Here is a 22929-nt window from a genome sequence, read left to right on the forward strand (position 1 = left end):
GTAAAAGTTGACTATTTTAGATAAATATAATTTCTGGATTGAGGATAAATTTGCAGTGCAATAATTCAAAAATTCAAATGAAAATTTATGTCGCCGGATTGCTGATGCTGGGAGTTTCCTGCACAATATCAGCTCAGAAAGGCAGTCCAACTAAGGATACTATACGACTTTCCTTAAAAGATGCGTGGCAGAAAGCTGAAGAAAACAGCCGCCATATCAGAATCAATACCATCAATGTAGACATTGCGGAAGCTGAAGTAAAAGATGCGAAAAGAGAACGGCTTCCTGAAATAGAAGTTAAAGGCTCTGCAGAAAAAGCATCCAACATTCCTATCTATGAAAATGGAATCTTTTCCAAACCGACCCAGCATGAAGTTATTCACACTCTTTACCGGGCAGGAGCAGATTTTTATCTGAATATTTATAACGGAAACAAGCTGAATCTTAAGATTAAGGAAAACCAGACCCTTCAGAAAATTAAGGATATTCAGAAAGAACAGTCTGTATCTGATATTCATTACAAAACAGCAGCTCTATACCTTGAACTCCAGAAAACTTTAATTTTCAGAAACCTTATTCAGCAGGATATTGCCGATCAGAAAACACAGCTTAAAGAAATTCAGTCCCTTTATAAAAACGGGGTCGTTTTAAAAAGTGATGTTTTAAGGATTGAACTTGAACTTTCAAAGCGGAAAATGGCATTGGTAACCATAGAAAATGATATTCTCATTGCAACTCAAAAATTGAATATTATCCTTGGTATTCCTGATGAGCAGACTGTTATTCCTGAAGCACCATTTAATCAATGGGATGAAAATACCTCTTACAGCGATTATTTGAAGCTGGCACTGGATCACTCTTTCAGTTACCATGTTTCTGAACAGCAGACAGAGCTGAGTAAACTCAAACTAAAGCAGGTAAAAGCCAATGTAAGACCTAAAATCGGGATGTACGGTGAATTTTATTATGCCAATCCGCAGATTTTTCTCTATCCCTACAATCCTTATTGGTATTCATTGGGAATCGTGGGAATTAAAGCATCTTTTTCCATCTCATCTCTTTACCATAATACTCATAAAGTAAAAGCAGCACAGCTGGAATTTGAAAAAGAAGAAGAAGCACACAAGGATACAGAGGATAAAGTAAGGCAACAAGTGAAAGAAGCCTATCTGAGGTATCAGGAAGCACTTGAGCAGATAAAGGTAGCGGAAGCCAATGTTATCCAGGCCAAAGAGAATGCGCGCATTATTAAGAATACTTATTTCAGCCAGACTTCTCTTATTACAGAACTGCTGGATGCAGATATACAGCTTCTTCAAACAAAATTTGAACTGGAAGCGGCAAAGATTATGGCACAAAACAATTATTATTTACTACAAAACATTACAGGCGTTTTATAATACAATGAAAAAAAAATATACTCCCACCGACAGGCTGATCACAAAGATCACAGGATGGATTTCAGTTTTAATTGTTGCAGCACTTGCTGTTTGGGGTGGTTTTACCCTAAAGAACTACTATGCATATGAGCAGACCAATGATGCACAGGTTCAGGAATATGTAAACCCTATTATTTCAAGAGCCGGAGGATTCATTGTAGCGGTGAAATTTGAAGAAAACCAGGAAGTTAAAAAAGGAGATACACTTCTGATCATCGATAACCGTGAATATATCCTTCAGCAGAAACAGACGCAGGCAGCCCTTCAGAAAGCCCGTGCCCAGCTTAGAGTATTGGAAAGCAACACCGGTACCACAGAAAAAGAAGCTGCAGCAGCAATGGCTCAGATAGATGCCAATAAAGCAAAAGTATGGAAGCAGAAACTTGATTATGACAGATACAAAAAGCTATATGATGAAGAATCTGCCACAAAACAAAGGCTTGAAGATGTAAAAGCAACTTTAGACGTCAATGAAAGTGATTACAAATCTTCACAGGATAATTATGCTGCTTCACGATCAAAAATAAATGATATTCAGGCAGAAAAAACAGTTGTTCTGGCAGAGATTGCAAGACTGGAAGCATTATTGGACCGCCATAAACTGGATGTAAGCTATACGGCAGTCACTGCAGCTTATGACGGAAGAATGGGAAGAAGAACCGTTGAAGTAGGGCAGATGATTGATGCAGGAGAAACGCTGGCATTTATTGTCAATAATGAAACGGATAAATGGGTGGTTGCCAATTATAAAGAAACACAGATCAGGGATATGCATATTGGTGATCATGTGAAAATTGTAGCAGATTCTTATCCTGACAGGGAATTTAAAGGAACGATTATTTCACTTTCTCCCGCAACAGGTTCTAGTTTTTCATTACTTCCTCCGGATAATTCTACCGGGAACTATGTGAAGATTGTTCAGCGTATTCCTGTGAGAATAAAAGTAGATGGAATAAGAAAAGAGATTGAGGTCCTGAAAGTAGGAATGAACGTGAATGTATATGCCGACAAAAAACATTCTAATGGCTAAAAGACCAATGCCCTTTTTTAAAAGATGGGCACCGGAATGGCTGATCAAGATCATTCTCTTTTCGATGACTCTTCCGGGAATTATCATCTTCTTTCTGCCATTGTCTAATGTGAATGCAGCAGCAGGATATTATGGCTGTGAACCTGCGGATATTCAGTTTTCTGTAGCTTTATTCTATGCAGGATATGTAGGATTTTACAGTCTGGAAAGAAGGTTTTTCAGTTTTCTGGCAGCAAAGGAATACTTCCTTCTGTTTACCACACTGCAGATTTTAGCTTGTCTCGTATGTTATTTTACCAACGAGATTTATATCCTGTTTCCAGTGCGTTTCATGCAGGGAATGTTATTTGCAGGAAACGTGAACCTGTCACTGACTCTTATTTTTACGAGACTTAGCAGTGAAAGAGCAAGGGAGATCAGTTTTTCAGTATTCTTCGGAATTCTGATCTGTGCGTTGCCGTTTAATAATCTGACCACTGCTGATCTTATCGATTCCTATAATTTTAATATTGTCTATAAAACAGCCATATTCTCTTATCTGCCGGGACTTATTTTTCTCACTCTTACCATGAGCAATTACAGAACTCATGCGAGATTTCATCTGTATAAACTCGATTGGCAGAGCTTTGGACTTTTCAGCACTATTTTGGTGCTGGTGGGATATATTACCATTTTTGGCCAGGAATATTACTGGCTGGAAGATAACCGGATTCTGGGAAGTGTCATAGGAATTGTTGTTTTGGGAGGAATATCCATTTTCCGTCAGCAGGCGATTAAAAGACCCTATATTGACCTGCGGATTTTTAAATACAGAAACTTTAAAGTAGGATTGCTAATCCTTTTTGTAATGTATATCTGCCGGTTTGCATCAGGAATTGTCAACAATTATTTTGCTTCAGAACTGCATTTGGATCCGTTTCATATTTCCTATATCAATATTTTTAATCTTGCAGGGTTGATTGTGGGAGTTATTATTGCCTGCTGTATGGTGTTGCAAAAGAAAAATATACGGTACATCTGGGGCTCCGGATTTTTAATGCTGTTGATCTTTCATGGATTGATGTATTATTCTTTTGATGTTCAGGCCGATGAGTTTAATTATTATATTCCCTTGTTTCTTCAGGGATTGGGGGTAGGATTGATTATGGTTCCGACGATTATTTTTATCATTTCGTCAGTTCCGGCTGTTATTGGTCCATCAGCTGCCGCAACAGCTTTGGCAGTCCGATACCTGGGTTTTTGTATCAGTATAGCGCTGATCAATTTTTTTGAATTGTTTGAAAAAAGCTGCCATTATAATGCTTTTCAGGATCATTTAAGTGCTGTGGATCCGGCAGTCAAAAATTTTCTTCATCAGCAGACGGCTAAACTTATTTCCAGGGGAATGCCTGAAGATAAGGCGGTAAAAGCAGCCAATAAATTATTGGTAGGAAGAATGAATGTGCAGGATCATGTGCGTTTTGCTATGGATTATTATGAAATGATGGTGTGGCTTCTTGCGGCTTCACTGTTATTGATTTTTCTTTTCCCTTATCTGAACCGCACAGCTCTTTATTTGAAATCCAGAAGACTCTCACCGGCTTAGGTAAAATTTTAATATTTGAAAGTATAGCTTGTTAAGCTAATTTTATAGTAGAGTGCTGAGACTGTCTGATATGGCAGTCTCTTTTGTTATGATCGAAAAAATGAAAATATTTTGGCCGGAAATGTATGTTTTTTGTCATTGCAGACAAGGAGCTTTCTCTCTACATTTGTACTCATACAGAACGAGATATGAAGAAAGAAGTACAACATACCGGGAAGAAAAACATAGTTCTTTTGGCACTACCACAGGTACAGCTGCTTGATATTGCCGGACCTTGGGATGTTTTTACAGCAGCTAACCGTTTTTTGAACAGCGAAAGACAGGATTCTGGTTATCATGTTCATCTGGTATCCGGAACATCAGAGAAAGTAATTTATTCCGGGTCTGGAATGCCGCTATCGTGTAGTCATACCATTTATGATATTGATTTTTCTGTAGATACTTTACTCGTGGCTGGTACCACTTTGAGTGTGCTGGATGAGATCAGTCCCGATGTTTATCATTATCTTCAAAATATAACACCACAAGTAAGGCGGATGGGATCAATATGTGTAGGAGCATTTGTTCTTGCTAAAGCTGGTCTGTTGGATGGCAGGCAAGTAACTACCCATTGGAAATTTGCAGATGAACTGCAGAAATCTTACCCAAAGCTGGAGGTCAATGTCAATCCATTTTTTATTTGTGACAAACCCATCTATACTTCGGGAGGTGTTTCTTCAGGAATGGATCTGGCATTGGCACTCTTGGAAGAGGATTTTGGTAAAGCTTTGGCAGCAGAAGTCGCCTGTCACCTTGTTCTGCATTTAAAAAGACCCGGAATGCAGTCTCAGTTTGGAAGCGCATTGCCGGAATATGAAACCATGTCTCCTTTTACAAAGCAGGTTCGGGATCTGTTGAAAGACAAGCTAGGGGAGACTGTAACAGTAGAATATATTGCTGAATCTCTGAACATGAGTGTCCGCAATTTTTCGAGGATATTTGTAAAAGAATCAGGAATAACACCTGGCAGATTTATTGAAAAAATGAGGCTGGATCAGGCCAGAAATATGCTTGAATATACCAATATGAGTATAGAGATAATAGCTGATAAATGCGGCTTTGGCAGTGTTATTTCGCTGCGTCGTTTATTCCTTAAAAATATTTCTCTTAGTCCGGCGCAATACCGGAAAACATTTAAGCGCACAGAATAATCTTTTTTTCTTTCTTTTTTACTATAAAACTGATGACCATCAATTGTCGGTAAGGAAGAGCTATGCCTTTATTTCCAAAATAATCAACTTAAAATAACAAAATTATGAAACACGAACAAAACAGTAAAACAATGAATGTAGCATTTTTAGTCTATGATCAGGTGGAAGTACTTGATTTAAACGGTCCTTTGGATGTCTTTGTTAAAGCAAATGTCATACAGCCCGACAGTTATGATTGCTTTACGGTCGGCAAAACAAAAGAAGCCATATACACAGAAGCAAATACGATGGCTGTTATTCCCACCTATGACTTGCAGACCTGCCCAAAGCCGGATATGATCGTCATTCCCGGAGCAAACCCTGATTACATTATGAAATATATTCAGGATAAAGATTTTGAAGAAACGGTTCTGAAATGGATTAAAAATCATTATGATGCCGGAACTGTTGTATTTACAGTATGTACAGGAAGCATGCTGTTATCCGGGACGGGTATACTTGATGGTCACGATATCACAACTCATAGTATGTTGCTGGATGTTTTAGAACAATATAATCCGGAAGCCAATATATTCCGGGAAGTACGTTATATTGATCAGGAACAGTTGATTACTACTGCGGGAATTACTGCCGGAATTGATGCTGCCCTCTATCTTATTGGAAAACATCTGGGACAGGAAACCGTGGATACTATCGTTAAACTTTTTGAATATCAGAATAACAAAGCTGATGTTTCAAATTAAAATAGTTTGATTTAATAATTTTCGCCAACTGTAAAAGCCGGCGAAAATTATTTTTAGAATAATAATTACTGACGGAAGCTGAACAGCTTAATACAAAGAGGAATAAAGCCAATGGAAAGAATAATATAAATAGCCACCCGCACATAATTAAGAGTTTTCCAAAGTGATATCCTGGATATTATTTCTTCTGAAATGGGAGAGGATGATGCCAAATTTTGAAACTGTATAATATTAGGTGCAAAAAAGGCCAGCGTCCAGACTCTTACTGCTGCATGAATAATGAATAAAACCAAAAGCCAGTTTCTTACAGGATCAATTTTCCAGCAAAAAATAATGGCAAGAATAAAAGCGATCTCGTGAAGGGAATGAAGGATGATCCAAAAAAACTTCAGACTTGCTCCTTTTCCATCCTGAAGCAGTTTGAATGTTTCGGGTGGGGAAGAAGCCCATTTAGGTACAAATACAAGAGTTTCGAAAATCTGCGCGCCATTCATAAGGAAATAAAGCAGTGTTGTAATGCAAAGCCATATTTCTGCACGGGTAATTGAGATGGGTAAACTTTCCATGGTTTTATTTTTTTATGGGTTGTTTAAATGCTCTGCTGTTTCTTTCATAAGAAGAGTTGCCTCTCTGAAATATCTCTCAATGGATTCTATTTCCTTTTGAGAAAATGTAGCAATGAGTTCAAGCGTTTTTTTCTGTAGTTCATCGAAAATAGGACCCAATAATTTCATGCTGTTCTCAACATTTGGAATGATGATTACCTTTCTTCGGTCTTCCTGGATAAACTGTCTCTTAAGAAGTTCCTTTTTCTCCAGCCTGTCTATCAATCCTGTCACAGCACCGGTCGTAAGGCCTGTTAACTTTGAAATTTCACCGGCTGTTATAGATTCATACTTCAGAATAAGTCCCAGATACTTATGGTCAGCACTGGAAAGACCTACTTTTCTGGCAATAGCTTCGTGCATAAAAATTGAAGCATCAGAATATGATCTGCTGGCTTCGCGAAAATCCTGTATAATGTTTTTAGCCATTTGGTTAATTTAATTACTAATTATCTTAGTAGCTAAGATATATTATATTTTTGATTCAGCAAAATATTTTTATGTCTAAAAACTGGTTCATTTGTCCATTCCCATTATTCATTGATTTTTATCGGGAAAAAATAATTAACGTAATTAATTTATAAACAGGTGTTTGACTTTTTGACTGTGAATTTTATTGTAAAAAGGCCTGGAAAAGTTTGGAATTTAAGACTGTTTTTCTATCTTTGCAGTCCCTTAAACAAAGGGGTTTACTTGAAAAAGTAAGTGGCCGACTCGGTAGCTCAGCTGGTAGAGCAATACACTTTTAATGTATGGGTCCTGGGTTCGAATCCCAGCCGGGTCACTATCTTTAAGATGTTTTCAAAAAAGCATCAGAAAAATGTAAAAACCCCCGCAAATCAATAGTTTTGCAGGGTTTTTTGTTTATAGCAGCTGCTATAGTTTTAAAAATATTCTAAAATTTTGACAAATTAGTTGTAGATTCTGATTAACTGATCCGTTTGAATGGGTTGTTATGATCAGATTTTCAATATTTTACGCTTTTAATCTTCTTTATTCTTCATTTTTCGGTTTAAAGTTTCTTCCAGCTCCTTGCCGCAGGAATGTTATTTTTCCTTGTACTTTTTTCGCTTGTTCAAGTACTTCCAATGCTTTTGTCCGCTCGTTCATTTTACCAGCGTGTGTTATATTGTCTTGACGTTCATTTTTTTTCATACTATCAATATAGTAAATTTATTTGAGAAAAACAAATGCTTATTGTTAAATTAATAAGAAATTAATATAAAAAGCATTGAGAAGAACCAGTATGACTAGGTTTCTTCAGATTCGATGCTATCACAATTTTTTGTTGACATAAGAATTTTCAGAAAGAATTTCTCTGTAATGCCTAAACTATTGTTAAATGGATGTCCAATACAAACAGACTTTTTTTGATTGTATAATAATTACTAGTTTTGGATGCTGGATTTGATGTATAATCCGTAGATGGTTAAAAAAGAAAATAAAAGAACAAAAAGATTGTGAAATGACTGACGCATTTAAAAATTACTTATCCTCAACAGGAGCATTATTAGCTGATGAAATCAACTTTTCTGCACAGTTCTTCAAACCGATCAACTTGAAAAAAGGCGATTTTTTTATTCGTGAGGATGAAATCTGCCGTCATATTGGATTTATCGCCAGTGGTGCTGTAAAAGCATATGCTACTGATAAAGAAGGAAAGGAAAATATAACCTGCTTTAAGTTTGAAAATGAATTTGTCACCTCATTTCCCGAGTTTATGGCGCAGGAAAAATCCAAAAGGAGTATCAGGACTGTAGAAGATAGCATAATCTATAGGATAAGCTATCCGGACTATCAGCTCCTTCTTGCTAAGGTAGCCGCTTTGAATGGAATTATAAAATCGGTGATGGAGCAGGAGTACAACCAAAAGGAACGTTATATGCTGAATTATAATAATAAGTCGGCTGTAGAAAAATACCGTCATGTCTTATCCAGTGAGCCGATGCTCATCCTTCGCATAGCAACACAGGACCTGGCATCGTACCTGGGCATCACGCAGCGATCTCTTACAAGGGCCAAGGGACAGCTCCACAGACCCGGCGTATTATAGGACAAATGTCCTTATGCAGTCCTGACCAGCAATGTAGATTTGCAAAAAAAAAATAATATGTTACGTCAAATTGCTCCCGAGGTATTCCAGATTCCACTAATGCCAAGAAACAGTATCAACTGCTATATTATCGAAGGTGTATTGGTAGATTCCGGAATACGGAGCTCATATGCAACGATAAAGAAAACTCTTCAGAAAATTCCCGTTTATCAACATGTACTGACACATGCCCATGCAGATCATCAGGGATGTAGCGATCAGATATGCGCTGAGTTTGAGATATCATTACTCTGTCACCCCAATGAAGTTTTCAGGACTGAAACAGGTATGGTAACAAGCGACTATCCAACTCCGCAGCATTGGATAGCAAAGCTTCAACAAAAATATTGGGCAGGCCAGGGGCATCAAGTTGAGCAGACAATTGTTGAAAACGATAAGATCGGAAATTTTCGGGTAATAGAAACCCCGGGACATTCGGCAGGTCATATCTCTTTATTCCGTGAGCAGGATGGTGTACTGATCATCGGGGATGCGGCGACAAATATGAACCTGCTTACGACAGTGCCCGGGTTGCGGCTTCCGCCAAATATATTCACCTCGGATCAGCAGCGCAATATCAAATCGCTCCAGAAATTGGCAGAATTGAATCCGGCCATTATCTGCTTTGGCCACGGACCTGCCCTTCGAAATACAGATCGGAGGTTTGAGCAATTTGTGGCTAAATGCAGTGCGGCTGTTTAAAGATAGTTTGTGTTAGAAAAAGCATAAAAATGTTCAGTATTTTTAAATAAATGAGTATCAATATTAATCTGCATCAGGAAAATATCTGTTTTTAGTAATGGCAGAATGTAAAAACATTTGAAAAACTAAAGTAACTTTGTTAGTATATTGTTTTTTTATGGTCAGAAAGCATTATCTTTTTAATCAGATAAAAATGTTTTACATCTTTCTTTTATGCAGTTAATGTTATGAATAAATTGGCTCAGTTAAAACTGGTATTAAGTATATTTTTAATTTCAATTGTAATTTTCAGTTGCAGAAAAAAACATTCAGACAGTAAGAACAGCCTTGATGGTTCTGTAATTTCTGTTGCGGCTGCAGCCAATCTCAGAGGTGTTTTAGAAGAATTGAAGAATGCTTACATAAAAGAAAACTCCGGTAGAAAAGTTGAAATTAGCTACGCTTCTTCAGGATTGCTGGTTCAGCAAATAATAAATGGAGCCCCTTTCGATCTGTTTCTTTCGGCGGACTCTTCATTTCCTGAAAAGCTTAAAAATACTCATAAAGGATTCGGTAATTCTTCCGTTTACACCTACGGAAGAATTGCTCTGTGGAGCTCAAATTTAGACGTTTCTGAAGGTTTGAAAGTTGTATTAAATCCAAAAGTTAAAAAAATAGCCATTGCCAACCCGAATTTGGCTCCTTATGGGAAAAATGCTGTCGAAGCATTGAAAAAATCGGGTTTATTTACGATCATTGAACACAAAATTGTCTGGGCAGAAAATATCAATCAGGCAACACAATTTGCCTCTTCCGGCAATGCTGATATTGCTTTTGTAGCACTATCCAATGCGATGAGCAAAGAAATGACAGGAAAAGGGAAATTTTATGAGCTTTCAGCACAGGAATCATCTCCAATTCCACAAAGCGGGATTGTTGTGAAAGGAAAAAAAACAACGGAAGCACAGCTTTTTTTCGATTTTATTAAAAGTGAAAAATCAAAAAAAATCTGGAAAAAATACGGTTACCAATCTGAAATTGAATTCTAATGCTGGATCAGGATTTTGTTTATACCTTACTTCTTACCGGAAAATTGGCATTGGTGACCACTACTATTCTGGTCATTATTGGAATTCCTGTAGCTTACTGGATTACCTATACACGATTTAAACTGAAATTTATCGTAGAAGCGCTCATTTGTATGCCTATGGTTCTGCCGCCAACGGTGATGGGGTATTACCTTTTGGTGGCTTTCAGTCCGGATAATGCTTTTGGACAATTTTTAGAGCAATATTTTGATGCCCGGCTTGCTTTTTCATTTAACGGAATTGTTATTGCAAGTATTATCGCTAACTTACCTTTTATGATTCAGCCTCTTCAGAACGGTTTCTCCTCATTGCCAGACGAGTTGAGGCAGGCTTCCTATACAATGGGCAAATCCAGAATAGTTACCCTGATTAAAGTTCTTCTTCCCAACATAAAAACTTCTGTGATTACCGGAATTGCTCTTACATTTGCACACTGTATCGGGGAATTTGGTATCGTCATTATGGTGGGTGGAAACATTCCTAAGGAAACCAGAATTGCATCCGTTGCAATATATGACCAGGTTCAGGCTCTCAATTTTGAAGCGGCTAACCGATATGCATTTGTACTTTTTATTCTTTCATTTCTTACTTTAATGTTGATTTATAGTATCAACCGTAAGGTTAATTTGACAACATTCCGATGATTGAGATTAATATAAAACACCAGATTTTTACCTCCTCGGGAAATCAGTTTCTTGAGATCAATGAACACTTTGAAGAGGGGAGTATTGTTCATGTTTCCGGAGATTCGGGCATTGGAAAAACTACCTTTTTTAAAATTATATCAGGTTTAACAGCTCCGGATTGCGGGTTCATTAAAATAAATAATACAGTTCTATCGGATACTGAAAATAGAATCTTTTTATCACCTCAAAAACGTGATATCTCATTGATGTTTCAACAGTATGCTTTGTTTCCCAACATGACTGTGAAAAAAAATATTGAATTTGCCCAGAAAAAGAGGAACGCTGAGAACATTAATCACCTTTTAAAAATATTTAATCTTGAAAATCTGAAAAATGCAGTTCCTTCCAAGCTTTCCGGCGGTCAGCAGCAAAGGGTTGCACTGGCAAGAACATTGGTTCAGAATGCCACGGTTGCTCTCTTAGATGAACCCTTTTCAGCCGTTGATCCTGCAATGAGAAAGGTAATGAAAGAGGAGATTGTGAAAACCGCTATCAATCAGGGATTAACTTTTTTTGTGATCAGTCATAACGAAAATGAGTTTGAAGATTATACTCATAAAAAGTTGGTTATCGGATAAATTTTTTAGTCCGCGAGCTTAACTGGGATATTCCATCATCTTCATTACGCTTCCAAGATCTTTTAAATCTTTAATTTATATGCAGAAATTATTCTAACCTTTTCTTTTACTGCTACAGCCATATCATGGAGAGGGCAAAGGGTTAATTGTTAGAAAGCTATTTCATCAAATTTCGAGTTGAGTAATTCACTTGAATGAATCTCTATTATAATCATCCTGATGATCTGAAGTGTTAATTTTAAAGAAAACTATTTAATTTACTGACTACATTCTCCCAAAGCTTATCTTTCATATTTCTTTTGAAAAAACCAAAGTGATCAATCTTTTTCAACCCCAATTCTAATGGAACCAATTTTGTGAAAGATATTTCTTTTTTACTCTTAATATGTTGCCAGTAAGATTCAGTATTTTTCTCGCTTGATATTGTATCATCTACAGTCCAGTATAGATGAATAGGGAATGTGTAATTCTTGAAATGTCCAACGGGGACGGTCTTACCATAGAATTTCGGATCGAAAAAGTAATCTTTCTTCTCGAGCCAGTTACCCCATTCACATACCACATTTTTAGGGAGATTTTCCATTAATCCAAAGGTTTTAGCTTTTACATATCCGGTCATTAAAACACTGATGGGAGCAAAAATGTAAAAATAAAAGTAGGCTTTCATTCTGTAAGAAAATGGCATATTGTGGTAGTAGCCGGCTGATACTGCAAAATTGATCATTCCTTTTACATTATCCAGATTTTTCATAAATCCAATTTGTTGTCCTCCGGCACTGTGTCCCACAATCATAAATGGAAGATCAGGGAACTCTTTGTTCAGAAAATTTTTGATAGCAGGCATGTCTTTTACTCCATAATCTGAAAATGTAAATTCACATGTTTTTAAATTTCCAGAAGAGGAATCTCCACTTCCTCTGTAATCCCAAAGGCAGCACAGGAAGTCATTTTCGGCGAGATAGGTAAGAAAAGATAAATAAATTTCCTTTTTCGTTGCAGTGCCGCAATTAAATTGAATGACCGCTTTAGGAGTATCCGGGATGAAAAGGATTCCCTTGAGTTTTACACCGTCTTCACATATTGTTTCAAAGCTTTCCGTTTTCATATTTTAATTATACTTAAAAAAATTAATCGTTCTATTACAAAAGGTTCTTTTAATATTCTGAAGTGACCATGTTTTCGAGTTTTTCCAGATTGCCATTGATCTAATTTACAATTTTTGCCTGCCGTATACATTCTCTGTTAAATTTAATGAATAGCTGAATTTATTTGTAATATTTAACTATGTAAGACTATGTTTTTGTGATAGAAGTTTAGCCTTGTAAATACTTTATTAAAACATCGGATGTGAATTTGCTGAATTTTGTGGTACATTTCATGGACATCCCAATGCTCCATGATTTCCATATTATATTTCATTATTTTTATAATATTTGAAATTAAAATAACACGATCCGTAACAGAGCATTAAATTTTTGTATCTGATATTGTAAAGGTTAGCAGGATTTGGTTCGTAAAATCGCTGGGAAGTATTGTGAATAAAGAAAAAGTTTCTATCTTTGCAGTCCCTTAAACAAAGGGATTTACTTGAAAAAGTAGGTGACCGACTCGGTAGCTCAGCTGGTAGAGCAATACACTTTTAATGTATGGGTCCTGGGTTCGAATCCCAGCCGGGTCACCAAAAACCCGAACAGGTTTTAATCAGTTAAAAGGCGCATTTTTATGCGCCTTTTCTATTTAATATCAGTTTTTGATTTCTGAAACAAATGGCTCAAGAATATTAAAACAAATCAGTTTTAAGCCATCATCTCCTATGATCCGGTTTTAACAAACGTACGATGCCGAAAAATTCTTGTTGTGCGAGATCTCCAAATACAAGCCTTTCCGGTGTTTGAATTTCAATAATTATATTAAAACTTTCAAATTAGCCGATCTGTTTGTAACAAATTTCATTTCAGATAGTCTTATTATAAAGAAAAACAGACTTTTTGATCGGAAATAGTTTACATAAACCGTTTAAAAAACTTAAGATATCTGTTTAAGGGGGAAAATTTTAATACTTTATTAAATGTTACATTTTTGCAAAATTAACTGCTTATTTCATAATAAGCATGATAATTTATGTATATTTATAACACTTATTGGGGAATAATAATAGAATAACAGTAGAAATTATCAACATATTTCAATGGAATATGTATAGGTAGATATAGGGAAAAGTGAAGCTGATGGAAAGAATTAGTTTGATCATTCTTACGAATAAAAAAATACATTCAAAGGATATAAAAAAAATAATAGCCTGTACAATTTGCATAGGGTTATTTTTATGTATGCTTTCGTGCAGCGGTGATTCTCGGGATAAAGAAAGAGAAAATTTTGATACTTCTTTGTTAAACCAGACTTCGGACCTCCAGCTGTCAGGGGAATATGAAGCGCTTATCCGGCTGAATATAAAATACCTGAAAAAAGCTGCAAAAATGAAATATAAAGCTGGAAAAGGCCTGTGCTACCTGAATATGGCAGGGGTGAATGTCTCAGCAGGAAATTATGATAATGCCCGTTTTTTTTTCAACAAAGCGGAGAAAGATTTAAAAAATTCTGAGAATAGCTATCATAAAGCAGCATTCTATAATGACTACAGTCTGTATTATTCTCATCTTAAAATAAATGACAAGGCCATTGAATGCAATAATAAAGCATTCTACTATCTAAAACAGGCAGAAAAAACAAGTCTCACTCAAAAATTACTTCCGAGACTGTATGTAAACAAAGGAATTTACTATGCCTGGAAAGGGTGGTTCGGAACTTCTCTAAAATGTTTTACCAAAGCGAATGTACTGGAAAACTCGGCCTATAGCAATTGTATGGTTGCCCAATACTACTTATTTGTTCATAAACCAGATTCTGCCGGAATATATATTGAGCGTGCAGATGAGAAGATGCTAAGCCAAAAGACAACTGACGTAGAATCTCTTTGGGTTTACTATACCATGGGCTATTACTATAACGAAGTGAATAACAGCGAGGAGGCCGAGAAAGCACTCAGGAAAGCTTTGGACATCAATATTAAAACAAGGCGTACGTATTCTTCACATATCAAAGAGGTTTACAAGTCACTGGCAGAACTGTATAAGAAAAAGAATGACGGAGGAAAGGCTTATTTTTATCTGAAGAAGTATATGGAAGAAGAACGGAGGTTTGACGCTGCACGATTTACCACGATGAATAAGGCAACCGAAGATTTTATTTCTGAAGTAAAGCAGGAGTCGGACTGGCATAAGAATGATCTTCCGTTGTTTATTGCCTTATCTATCAGTGTTCTTACCTTTTCAGGAGTATATGTACGGAAGATAATTAACAATTTAAAGCTAAAGAAAAACTCCCTGAAAGAAGAAACGGATGAGCTGAAAAATCATGTGGAAACCAAACAGCTGGAAGAAGTAATAGAACTTGCCAAGAGGAATGATTCTTCTTTTTTATTAAAATTCAAAGAACTGTATCCTGATTTTATACAAGCGCTGTTGAAAATAAATCCTGACCTTGAAAATTCAGAACTAACTTTCTGTGCCATGTTAAAACTACGCTTCTCATCCAAAGAAATTGCAGACTATACTTTTGTACAGCACAAATCTGTACAACAGAAAAAATACAGAATCAGAAAAAGACTGAATATCCCCGGAGAAACAGATATTTATGATTTTTTTGAAAACTTAACTGAATAAAGAATTTCATCACAATAAAAAATACCGGATTCTGTTTTATAAAAGAATTTATTATTGATCTCAGCAGGAACACCAGTAAAGAATTTAAAAAAATAGAATACAATTTTATTCTGAGAGATTATTTTAATCCTAATTTATACAGGAATTTAGCTTAAATAGAGAAACATATGACACGTATTTTTCTTGTTGTTTTACTTATTATTTTGGTTTCATGCCATTCTCATTCAAAGAAAGAGGCTGAAAAGAAATTTGATGTTTCCCTGCTGAAACAGAATGAGCAATTCAGAGTGGCCGGAGAATATGACTCTCTGATCAATCTCAACAAAAAGTATTACAAACTGGCTGATAAAATAAATTATGCAGACGGAAAAGCGTTGTGCTATATCAATCTGGCAGAACTTAATATTTCTTTAGAAAACTTTCAAAAGTCCCAGATTCTTTTCGATAATGCAAAAGAAATCCTGGATCAATCGGAAGATGATCTGCATAAAGCCAGATTTTATAATGTCTATGGCCGTTTCAATTTAGAGCTCCGAAGAGTTGACAAAGCTTTTCAATATAATAATGAAGCAATGAGCCTGATCCAGAAAAGCGGTCAGTCTGAGCTTAAAAATGATCTTCTTTTCAGTATTTATTTCAGGCAGGCTATCTATTTTATCCAAAAAAAGAATTACGAAAAAGCACTTGAATATTTTCACAAAGCCAAAAAGCTGGATAACTCAGGTCTTACGGATTGTGCTATTGGTGATTATGTTTATATGAATAAAAATAAAGACTCTGCATACAAATATGTAAGTACTGCTTACAAGAAAGCCAATATAAGAGGGAAGGATGATGGGATAGCCTTGTATGCCAATACTATTATGGGAGAATATTTTCTTACCAACAAACAATATGACAAGGCAGAAGAAACGCTTACAAAAGCTCTGAAGATCAATGAGAAGACTAAACGCATCTATGCCTACTACGGAAAGTATATCTATAACGATCTCAGAGTGTTGTATGAACGTACAGGAGATAAGGAAAAAGCATATTTCTATTTGAAAGGTTATACAGATGCTTATTATAAAACCAATACATCTTTACTGGCTGCAATTAATCAGGATATGGAATCTTTTATTACGGGAGCCCAGAAGGATGCTGAACATCATAAAAGTAAGATACACTGGATTATCTTTCTGTCACTTGCCGGCCTTTCTCTGCTGGGATTATATGCCTGGAGAATTATCAGGGCTTTAGGGAAAAGAAAAGAGGTGCTTGCTATGGAAGCTGAAAATCTTAAAACCAGAATGAATGATAATAAACAGGAAGAGGTCTTAGAACTTGGTAAGAAGAATGATCCTGAATTTCTAAACCGTTTTAAGGAAGTTTATCCTGAATTTATAGATCAGCTTTTAACAATTAATCCTAATCTTGAAAGTTCTGAATTGATTTTTTGTGCAATGCTGAAACTGCATTTTACATCCAAAGAAATTGCAAGCTATACTTTAGTTCAACACAGAAGTGTCCAGCAGAAAAAATACAGAATAAGAAAGAAACTGAATATTCCGGGAGAAACAGATATTTATCATTTCTTTGATACCTTGAAATAATTACAAAAAAAAACTGTCTGATTTATCAGGTCAGACAGTACTCGAAAATATTCTCTTTTCACCACTTGGATTTTTTTGTGGTCTCTGGGTCAAATATGAAAATTTTTATCGAAAACAGAAAAAAACACTCTACTACACGGGTACTACATTGTGTGTTTGTGTTTTTAAATCGCTGATATATAGCGAGTTGTTTTTATTGGTTGTTTTGGAGGTTTATTTATGAAAAAAAGACCGATGATTCCAAACTGCCTCATTTTTTTAGCCCATATTTTTATAATTTATCTTTTTTGATTGTTGCTTAAGTAGCATTTAAGTATCACTTTCTTTCTGATTTTCAATTTCTTTTTTCAGTTACCTTTTGATCAGAATATTCAAAATATTTTATCTTTTAAAACTCTGCTGATTGATGAATATAAAAGAAGTGAAATATAAATTATTGATAATTAATAATTTATAATAGAAGTGTATCTGTGTAGTATCATCTTTTTTTGTTTTTTATTAAAAATAGATAAGTTTTGCAAAGAGTTTTATTGTGAATATTGTATGATATGTTTGGTTTTGTTGAATTTATGATAATGATATCTTGTGTTAAGATAACTAAAGAATAGAAACTGCAACAGTCTTTGAATAAATATTTTCAATGAACTTTCCAAAATAACTTTAAATAAATCTATGAAAAAAAGAATTTTATTCGTTTGCGCACTAGCGTCTTGTTTTACGGTTTTCAATGCTCAGAGATGGGAATCTGTTTCTCAAAAATCTTCGGGTATCAGAGAAGGAGTAGAAGTGCAGCATTCTTACAGAGTTGATTTGAAGTCTCTGAGAGAAATGTTGAAAAATGCTGAAGAGACGGGAAAAAATGCACGTCCTGTTATTATTTCTTTACCAACAGCAGAAGGAAAAATTGAAAAATTTGCGGTCTATAGCAATCCTGTAATGGATCAATCGCTTGCAGACAGATATCAGCTGGGATCTTATGTAGGAATTGGTGTGGATGATTCTTCTAAGTATTTAAGATTCAGTACATCTCCTACAGATATGCAGTCTATGATCATTAAAGACGGTATATTTCAGTTTATAGAACCTATAAGTGCAGATAAACAGACTTATGGCGTTTTTTATAAAACAAAGGAAAAAGGAGACATGCATGGGTTTGAATGTGATACGGAGCATGATCTTAAAGAGATTGGTAAACTGGTGGAAAACGGGAAAAAGATGCTTTCCAATGTAGGAATTACCAACAGACCTACTAATACGAAATACAGAACTTTCAGATTGGCTATGGCTGCTACCGGTGAATATACACAATTTCACGGGGGCACAGTTGCCGGGGCTGTCGCTGCGATCAATAATACAATGACAAGGATCAATGGGGTTTTTGAGAGAGATTTTGGAGCTCACTTTAATGTGTTGGATCTTCCGGGAATTATTTATACAGATCCTGCTACCGATTTTTATACACCTCAGGCAGCAGCAGGGGATCCGTCATTAAACTTGCAGCTGCAACAAAAACTAACGGCAGATGTTGGAAATGCCAATTATGATATTGGACACGTATTTCATCGCAATGTAGGACAAAGCAGAAATGGAAATGCCGGAGGAATAGGAATTGTTTGTACTAATCCTGCCACTAATACTTCTTTAGGAAAAGGTGCCGCTTTTTCAATGAGCCCTGACCCTATAGGAGAAGTATTTGACTTAATGGCAGCTCACGAAATGGGACACCAGCTGGGAGCCAACCATACCTTCTCTATGAGAACCGAAGCTTCAGGTGCCAATGTAGAGCCTTGGGGAGGAACAACGATTATGGGATATCCGGGAATTACTCAGGATAATATTCAGGCCAATATGGATGGATATTTCCATTATAAATCTATTTCTCAGGTATTGAATAACCTTGAATCTAAAGTAGGATGCGGTGTTGCTGTTGATATCATAAACAATACCGCACCAGTAATTACGCCATTGGCTAATTATTCTATTCCTAAAGGAACTGCCTATTATCTGGATGCGGTAGCAGTAGATGCAGAAAGTGATCTTGTTACCTATACATGGGAACAATACAACAGTGTAGGAGACAGGAATACCATTTCCGGAGATAGCGGATGGGGCTATAATGCAGAAGGAGCTATCGCGAGATCTTTACCGGGAACAGCTAACAGCAGAAGATATTTTCCTAAACTGGAAACTGTATTGAATGGTGTACTGACAGACAAACAGGTATGGGAAACCGTTTCCTATATCCCAAGAACATTGAACTATGCAGTAACTGTAAGGGATCAGAATGCATTAAGACCAATGACTTCCACTGCTGAAACAGTTGTAACGGTAGGTAATGACGGACCTTTCAAATTCAGCGGACTTACCACAACATCTGTTTTATATAATGATGCATCCAATACCATCACATGGGATGCTGCAAACACCAATAACGCTCCTTATAATGTAGCTGCTGTAAAAATAGATTATACAACCAATAACGGGGCTACATGGACAGATCTGGTAGCTTCTACACCTAATACAGGAAGCTATGCTGTACAAATGCCGGCTAATGTAACAGGGACTGTTAAATTAAGAATATCAGCAGTAGGCAATATTTTCTATGCTGTATCTCCGGCTGTAACAGTAGGAACGGCTCCTACTTCTACTGCCGTTGCTCCAACAGGAGTTTCTGCAATAGAGACAGAAGTTTTAAAAACAACAGCGAGAATATCGTGGAATAAAGTACCGGGAGCCACTTATTCTGTCAATTACAGAAAAGTAGGGGCTGCAAGCTGGTCAAATACAACAAGTGCTGCCAACTCTGTATTGCTGTCAAATCTTGAAGATGAAACCAATTATGAAGTACAGGTAGCTGCCGTTGTGAATAGTGTTCCAGGAGCATTCTCTACTAATTATGCCTTTAAAACGAAAGGATTGAGAACGGGTTCAGATTATTGTTTAATGACTACAGGGGGAAATGGCGGAAGCTTTAATAGTGGTCTTGTAAAATTGACATTATCTAACCTGGCTTATGTATATACTGGATTGGATGTTTATAAGACATATCTTGACTTTAGTGAAGACGCAACCAAAGTTGTTAATTTAACAAAAGGAACCCAATATACAGCAAGCTTTAGAAACCTTGCGGGAGGAAACTATAACGACTGGCTTGAAATCTGGATAGATTATAACAGAAACGGGATCTTTGAAAACTCCGAAAAAGTAGTGACCAGTGGAGCTCTTCCTTTCTTTGCTGCTGCTGCTCAGGCTTACCTTCGTGACGGTAATGTGACATTTACAGTGCCTGATACGGCGTACTCTGGTGAAAAATTGTTGAGAATGAGAGTGGCAAGTACTTTCTTTAATGCAGCCAGTGGACCTTGTGGAAGCCCTACTGTACCTGTAAATGGTGGTGGAATCGTTTCTGTAGGATCTTTCAGAGATTTTTCTGTGAAGATTTCGGAAAATGCTAACCTTGCTGTGAGAGATATCGCAGACACAAAATCATCCGAAGTATCTATTTATCCTAACCCTGCAGATACATTTGTAGAAGTGAAAAACCTTAAAGGTAAAGCAGATTACAAAATCTACAGTGCAGACGGAAGACTAGTTCAGGAAGGTAAAATTGAAGGAAAGATCAATGTCGCTTCTTTAGTTAAAGGAATGTATGTGATCACTATAAAAGATGATAAAAATACTTATAATACTAAGTTAATCAAGAAATAACACAAATGAGTCTCCGCATCAGGATCTAAAACGCGGAGAGAAAAAAGATTTATTTAACTGAAAAAGGCTGTCTCTGGTTGAGGCAGCCTTTTGTTTATGATGAAGTAAGATGACCATTAAAAAAGTCCAGCATGGTTGCCAATGACTTTTCAGAATGCATCCGTTCGCCGTTCTCCAGGGATTCTTGTGTGGCAATGGCAGCTCTCTCACGCATCTTCTGTTCATAGCTGGAGATAGCTTCCTGTAAAGTACTGTAAGTATCATTTGTTAAATATTCACTCAGTTCAAGTGCGTCCAGCATAGCCATATTGGCACCTTCTCCTGCAAATGGAGGCATTACGTGCGCTGCATCGCCTATCAGAGTCAGATTGGATTGTGCTTCCCAGTTCTGATCTGCAGGCATAGAGTAGATCAGGCGCGGAATAAATGGAGTAGTAGTATTTTCAAACAATTCATTCCAGATGGGGCTCCATTCAGAATATTCTGTTTTGAACCATTTTAGCATCTGTGCATGATCAGAAAAATCAAGACTGCTATCTGCAGGCCAGTTTTCATCAGCTTTAAAACTTGCATAAAATCCCAGATCCCCATTGCCTTTCTGACCCATCAGAATATTTTTGGTATTTCCGAATGCCATTATTTTCCCTCCTTTAATCATGGCATCAATCTGAGGAGAAGCCTCTTTTGAAACATTTCCTTCCAGCATAATGATTCCGGAATAAACAGGTTTAATATCGGTAAGATAAGGCCGTATTTTAGAATTGGCTCCATCACCTGCAATCACAAGATCTGCATATTCTGAAGTTCCGTTTTTAAAATGCAGAAGCCATCCTTCATTCTGAGGTTCCATCTTTAGAAAATGACTGTCCCAGACCACAGTTTCAGGATGTAGTGACTCTAAAAGCATATTCCTTAAAGGTCCGCGGTCTATTTCTGGACGGAAATGCTCATCACCAAAATCTTCTTCGGGTTTCAACTCATGATCATTGAAAAATATTTCTGCCTTTTCATTCATGATCAGTGTTCTGTCTGCTCCGGGGCGGAAAGTCTTTTTGAATTCCTCCAGCAGTTCTGCTTTACGGATAGCCTCTAATCCGGAATCTTCATGCATATCGAGAGGAGAGCCTTGTACCCGTGCATTTTTATTGAAATCTCTTTCATATACTTTTACGTTGGCTCCTTTCAACTGTAAAAGTCTTGCCAGTGTAAGCCCTGCGGGACCGCCACCAACGATTGCTATTGATTTGTTTTCTATCAGCATTGTTAATTTAAATTTTACAATGCAAATTTATTTTCCTTTCAATACGGATAATAGTACAAATCGGTCGTTTTTATTTTTGGATAATTCTTTAGGAGGAACTCCCGAAAACTTCTTCACTTCTTTGATGAAATGGTTTTGATCAGTATAATTAAGCTCGGGGAATAGCCTTCCCTGCGCGATGTGCTCCAGAGATGCTCTGAAACGTAAAATAGTGGAGTAGGCTTTTAATGATAAGCCAAGCTGTTTGGTAAAATACCGGTTGATCTGCCTGCTGCCCCAGCCTGTTTTTTCAGAAAGTTCCTTTACACTCATTTCTCCTTTTGAAGCATAGACCAACTCGAAAAGCCTGTGTTTTCTTTCATCTGTTTTTTGGGGAAGCAGCTCTTTAATTTTTTGGGTTGCTTTTAAACAACAAAGATCAAAGTTTTGTAAATCATCAGCTTTAAAATCCCAGAACCCGGGAGAAAGCTCTTTTCCTATATTTAATAGATCAGTGATAGAAGTATTTAAGATATATTCAACAGCAATAGGTTTGAAACTGACAACAAAAGCAGTCATATGCGGAGCAATATACCTTTGCTCCGGATAAGTTTCCAACCCGAGAAGGGTTACATGAAAAGGCTCTGAATCCGACTGTGAGAAGAATAAATCAACTCTTCCATCAGGAATAATCACAACTTCTTTAGCTTCACCTGAAAGGTTTTGGAACGTTCCCAGATTTTCAACAAAATCAGCAATCTCTTTGTCGGGTTCGATGAAGTTATAATAGAAATCGTTGTCCATAGTTATGCCTGCAGAATGTTGCTTTTAAAGAAGAAAATTACAAAAATTGGAATAGACTTACAAAATATTCCTCATTGTACATAAATTAAAGCAAACGCTAAGATTTTAAATACTATTTTTGTTTTGGAGAGATTTCAAAAATAAAT

At 36.5% G+C, this 22929-nt stretch carries 19 protein-coding genes and 2 tRNA genes; 15 read left to right on the top strand and 6 right to left on the bottom strand.

The features are described from left to right. Positions 1-77 precede the first annotated feature (77 nt). The 5 genes from FN817_RS01460 to FN817_RS01480 all read left to right on the top strand — a co-directional run bounded on the left by FN817_RS01460 (position 78) and on the right by FN817_RS01480 (position 5987). A complete protein-coding gene (locus FN817_RS01460; RefSeq protein ID WP_142716403.1) occupies positions 78-1400 on the top strand; it encodes a TolC family protein in 1323 nt (440 codons plus the stop codon). Between the two features lie 4 nt (positions 1401-1404). Beyond that, positions 1405-2469 (top strand): HlyD family secretion protein, encoded by a 1065-nt coding sequence (locus FN817_RS01465; protein WP_142716404.1) that lies wholly within the window; start codon positions 1405-1407, stop codon positions 2467-2469. Beyond that, positions 2462-4054, top strand: a complete 1593-nt coding sequence (locus FN817_RS01470) for an efflux MFS transporter permease (RefSeq protein ID WP_142716405.1) — start codon at positions 2462-2464, stop codon at positions 4052-4054. Before FN817_RS01465 ends, FN817_RS01470 begins: the two co-directional genes overlap by 8 nt. Before the next feature lie 188 nt (positions 4055-4242). Then, positions 4243-5244 carry a GlxA family transcriptional regulator gene (locus FN817_RS01475; protein WP_167498794.1) on the top strand — a complete coding sequence of 334 codons (1002 nt, stop codon included), beginning with the start codon at positions 4243-4245 and terminating at the stop codon, positions 5242-5244. A gap of 104 nt (positions 5245-5348) precedes the next feature. After that, on the top strand, positions 5349-5987 hold the full coding sequence (locus FN817_RS01480) for a DJ-1/PfpI family protein (RefSeq protein WP_142716407.1): 639 nt from the start codon (positions 5349-5351) through the stop codon (positions 5985-5987). Between the two features lie 65 nt (positions 5988-6052). Here FN817_RS01480 and FN817_RS01485 read toward each other — a convergent pair whose 3' ends face one another. Together FN817_RS01485 and FN817_RS01490 are read right to left on the bottom strand one after the other, a co-directional pair. After that, on the bottom strand, positions 6053-6553 hold the full coding sequence (locus tag FN817_RS01485; protein ID WP_142716408.1) for a transposase: 501 nt from the start codon (positions 6551-6553) through the stop codon (positions 6053-6055). Positions 6554-6565: 12 nt separating this feature from the next. After that, positions 6566-7021, bottom strand: a complete 456-nt coding sequence (locus FN817_RS01490) for a MarR family winged helix-turn-helix transcriptional regulator (protein WP_142716409.1) — start codon at positions 7019-7021, stop codon at positions 6566-6568. A gap of 282 nt (positions 7022-7303) precedes the next feature. On the opposite strand from FN817_RS01490, the gene FN817_RS01495 reads away from it, so the two are divergent. Continuing rightward, a tRNA-Lys gene (locus FN817_RS01495) sits at positions 7304-7376 on the top strand. A gap of 209 nt (positions 7377-7585) precedes the next feature. Here FN817_RS01495 and FN817_RS23005 read toward each other — a convergent pair. Further along, positions 7586-7747 carry a hypothetical protein gene (locus tag FN817_RS23005; protein WP_156121035.1) on the bottom strand — a complete coding sequence of 54 codons (162 nt, stop codon included), beginning with the start codon at positions 7745-7747 and terminating at the stop codon, positions 7586-7588. Positions 7748-8057: 310 nt separating this feature from the next. On the opposite strand from FN817_RS23005, the gene FN817_RS01500 reads away from it, so the two are divergent. The 5 genes from FN817_RS01500 (at position 8058) to FN817_RS01520 (ending at position 11717) form a co-directional block, all read left to right on the top strand. Beyond that, positions 8058-8645 (top strand): Crp/Fnr family transcriptional regulator, encoded by a 588-nt coding sequence (locus FN817_RS01500; protein WP_142716410.1) that lies wholly within the window; start codon positions 8058-8060, stop codon positions 8643-8645. 57 nt (positions 8646-8702) lie between these two features. Then, on the top strand, positions 8703-9386 hold the full coding sequence (locus FN817_RS01505) for an MBL fold metallo-hydrolase (RefSeq protein WP_142716411.1): 684 nt from the start codon (positions 8703-8705) through the stop codon (positions 9384-9386). 227 nt (positions 9387-9613) lie between these two features. Beyond that, positions 9614-10414 (top strand): molybdate ABC transporter substrate-binding protein, encoded by an 801-nt coding sequence (gene modA / locus FN817_RS01510; protein ID WP_228451435.1) that lies wholly within the window; start codon positions 9614-9616, stop codon positions 10412-10414. Further along, positions 10414-11097 carry a molybdate ABC transporter permease subunit gene (gene modB / locus FN817_RS01515; RefSeq protein ID WP_142716412.1) on the top strand — a complete coding sequence of 228 codons (684 nt, stop codon included), beginning with the start codon at positions 10414-10416 and terminating at the stop codon, positions 11095-11097. Before modA ends, modB begins: the two co-directional genes overlap by 1 nt. Then, complete coding sequence (locus tag FN817_RS01520; RefSeq protein ID WP_142716413.1) at positions 11094-11717, top strand: ATP-binding cassette domain-containing protein; 624 nt, start codon at positions 11094-11096, stop codon at positions 11715-11717. Before modB ends, FN817_RS01520 begins: the two co-directional genes overlap by 4 nt. Before the next feature lie 238 nt (positions 11718-11955). Here FN817_RS01520 and FN817_RS01525 read toward each other — a convergent pair whose 3' ends face one another. After that, a complete protein-coding gene (locus tag FN817_RS01525) occupies positions 11956-12822 on the bottom strand; it encodes an alpha/beta hydrolase family protein (protein ID WP_142716414.1) in 867 nt (288 codons plus the stop codon). A gap of 500 nt (positions 12823-13322) precedes the next feature. Between FN817_RS01525 and FN817_RS01530 the strand changes: the two genes are divergently transcribed. The 4 genes from FN817_RS01530 to FN817_RS01545 all read left to right on the top strand — a co-directional run bounded on the left by FN817_RS01530 (position 13323) and on the right by FN817_RS01545 (position 20739). Further along, positions 13323-13398: transfer RNA gene (locus tag FN817_RS01530), tRNA-Lys, on the top strand. Between the two features lie 796 nt (positions 13399-14194). Then, the gene (locus FN817_RS01535) at positions 14195-15439 is read left to right on the top strand and encodes a tetratricopeptide repeat protein (RefSeq protein ID WP_142716415.1); all 1245 of its coding nucleotides are present in this window, start codon (positions 14195-14197) and stop codon (positions 15437-15439) included. A gap of 167 nt (positions 15440-15606) precedes the next feature. Continuing rightward, complete coding sequence (locus FN817_RS01540) at positions 15607-17031, top strand: hypothetical protein (protein WP_142716416.1); 1425 nt, start codon at positions 15607-15609, stop codon at positions 17029-17031. Between the two features lie 672 nt (positions 17032-17703). Then, on the top strand, positions 17704-20739 hold the full coding sequence (locus FN817_RS01545) for a reprolysin-like metallopeptidase (RefSeq protein WP_142716417.1): 3036 nt from the start codon (positions 17704-17706) through the stop codon (positions 20737-20739). Between the two features lie 94 nt (positions 20740-20833). On the opposite strand, the gene FN817_RS01550 is transcribed toward FN817_RS01545, so the two are convergent. Both FN817_RS01550 and FN817_RS01555 read right to left on the bottom strand, forming a co-directional pair. Beyond that, positions 20834-22000, bottom strand: coding sequence for an FAD-dependent oxidoreductase (locus FN817_RS01550; RefSeq protein WP_142716418.1), 1167 nt, complete (start codon positions 21998-22000; stop codon positions 20834-20836). A 27-nt stretch (positions 22001-22027) separates the two neighbouring features. After that, the gene (locus tag FN817_RS01555) at positions 22028-22783 is read right to left on the bottom strand and encodes a helix-turn-helix domain-containing protein (protein WP_142716419.1); all 756 of its coding nucleotides are present in this window, start codon (positions 22781-22783) and stop codon (positions 22028-22030) included. Between the last annotated feature and the right edge of the window lie 146 nt (positions 22784-22929).

Origin of the sequence: Chryseobacterium rhizoplanae, from assembly GCF_900182655.1 — a bacterium.
In the GTDB taxonomy this organism is placed as follows: Bacteria; Bacteroidota; Bacteroidia; order Flavobacteriales; family Weeksellaceae; genus Chryseobacterium; species Chryseobacterium rhizoplanae.

Coding starts and splice junctions, on each gene's coding strand:
- FN817_RS01460 (WP_142716403.1), top strand. CDS start 78: ATGAAAATTTATGTCGCCGGATTGCTGATGCTGGGAGTTTCCTGCACA.
- FN817_RS01465 (WP_142716404.1), top strand. CDS start 1,405: ATGAAAAAAAAATATACTCCCACCGACAGGCTGATCACAAAGATCACA.
- FN817_RS01470 (WP_142716405.1), top strand. CDS start 2,462: ATGGCTAAAAGACCAATGCCCTTTTTTAAAAGATGGGCACCGGAATGG.
- FN817_RS01475 (WP_167498794.1), top strand. CDS start 4,243: ATGAAGAAAGAAGTACAACATACCGGGAAGAAAAACATAGTTCTTTTG.
- FN817_RS01480 (WP_142716407.1), top strand. CDS start 5,349: ATGAAACACGAACAAAACAGTAAAACAATGAATGTAGCATTTTTAGTC.
- FN817_RS01485 (WP_142716408.1), bottom strand. CDS start 6,553: ATGGAAAGTTTACCCATCTCAATTACCCGTGCAGAAATATGGCTTTGC.
- FN817_RS01490 (WP_142716409.1), bottom strand. CDS start 7,021: ATGGCTAAAAACATTATACAGGATTTTCGCGAAGCCAGCAGATCATAT.
- FN817_RS23005 (WP_156121035.1), bottom strand. CDS start 7,747: ATGAAAAAAAATGAACGTCAAGACAATATAACACACGCTGGTAAAATG.
- FN817_RS01500 (WP_142716410.1), top strand. CDS start 8,058: ATGACTGACGCATTTAAAAATTACTTATCCTCAACAGGAGCATTATTA.
- FN817_RS01505 (WP_142716411.1), top strand. CDS start 8,703: ATGTTACGTCAAATTGCTCCCGAGGTATTCCAGATTCCACTAATGCCA.
- modA (WP_228451435.1), top strand. CDS start 9,614: ATGAATAAATTGGCTCAGTTAAAACTGGTATTAAGTATATTTTTAATT.
- modB (WP_142716412.1), top strand. CDS start 10,414: ATGCTGGATCAGGATTTTGTTTATACCTTACTTCTTACCGGAAAATTG.
- FN817_RS01520 (WP_142716413.1), top strand. CDS start 11,094: ATGATTGAGATTAATATAAAACACCAGATTTTTACCTCCTCGGGAAAT.
- FN817_RS01525 (WP_142716414.1), bottom strand. CDS start 12,822: ATGAAAACGGAAAGCTTTGAAACAATATGTGAAGACGGTGTAAAACTC.
- FN817_RS01535 (WP_142716415.1), top strand. CDS start 14,195: ATGAAATATAAAGCTGGAAAAGGCCTGTGCTACCTGAATATGGCAGGG.
- FN817_RS01540 (WP_142716416.1), top strand. CDS start 15,607: ATGACACGTATTTTTCTTGTTGTTTTACTTATTATTTTGGTTTCATGC.
- FN817_RS01545 (WP_142716417.1), top strand. CDS start 17,704: ATGAAAAAAAGAATTTTATTCGTTTGCGCACTAGCGTCTTGTTTTACG.
- FN817_RS01550 (WP_142716418.1), bottom strand. CDS start 22,000: ATGCTGATAGAAAACAAATCAATAGCAATCGTTGGTGGCGGTCCCGCA.
- FN817_RS01555 (WP_142716419.1), bottom strand. CDS start 22,783: ATGGACAACGATTTCTATTATAACTTCATCGAACCCGACAAAGAGATT.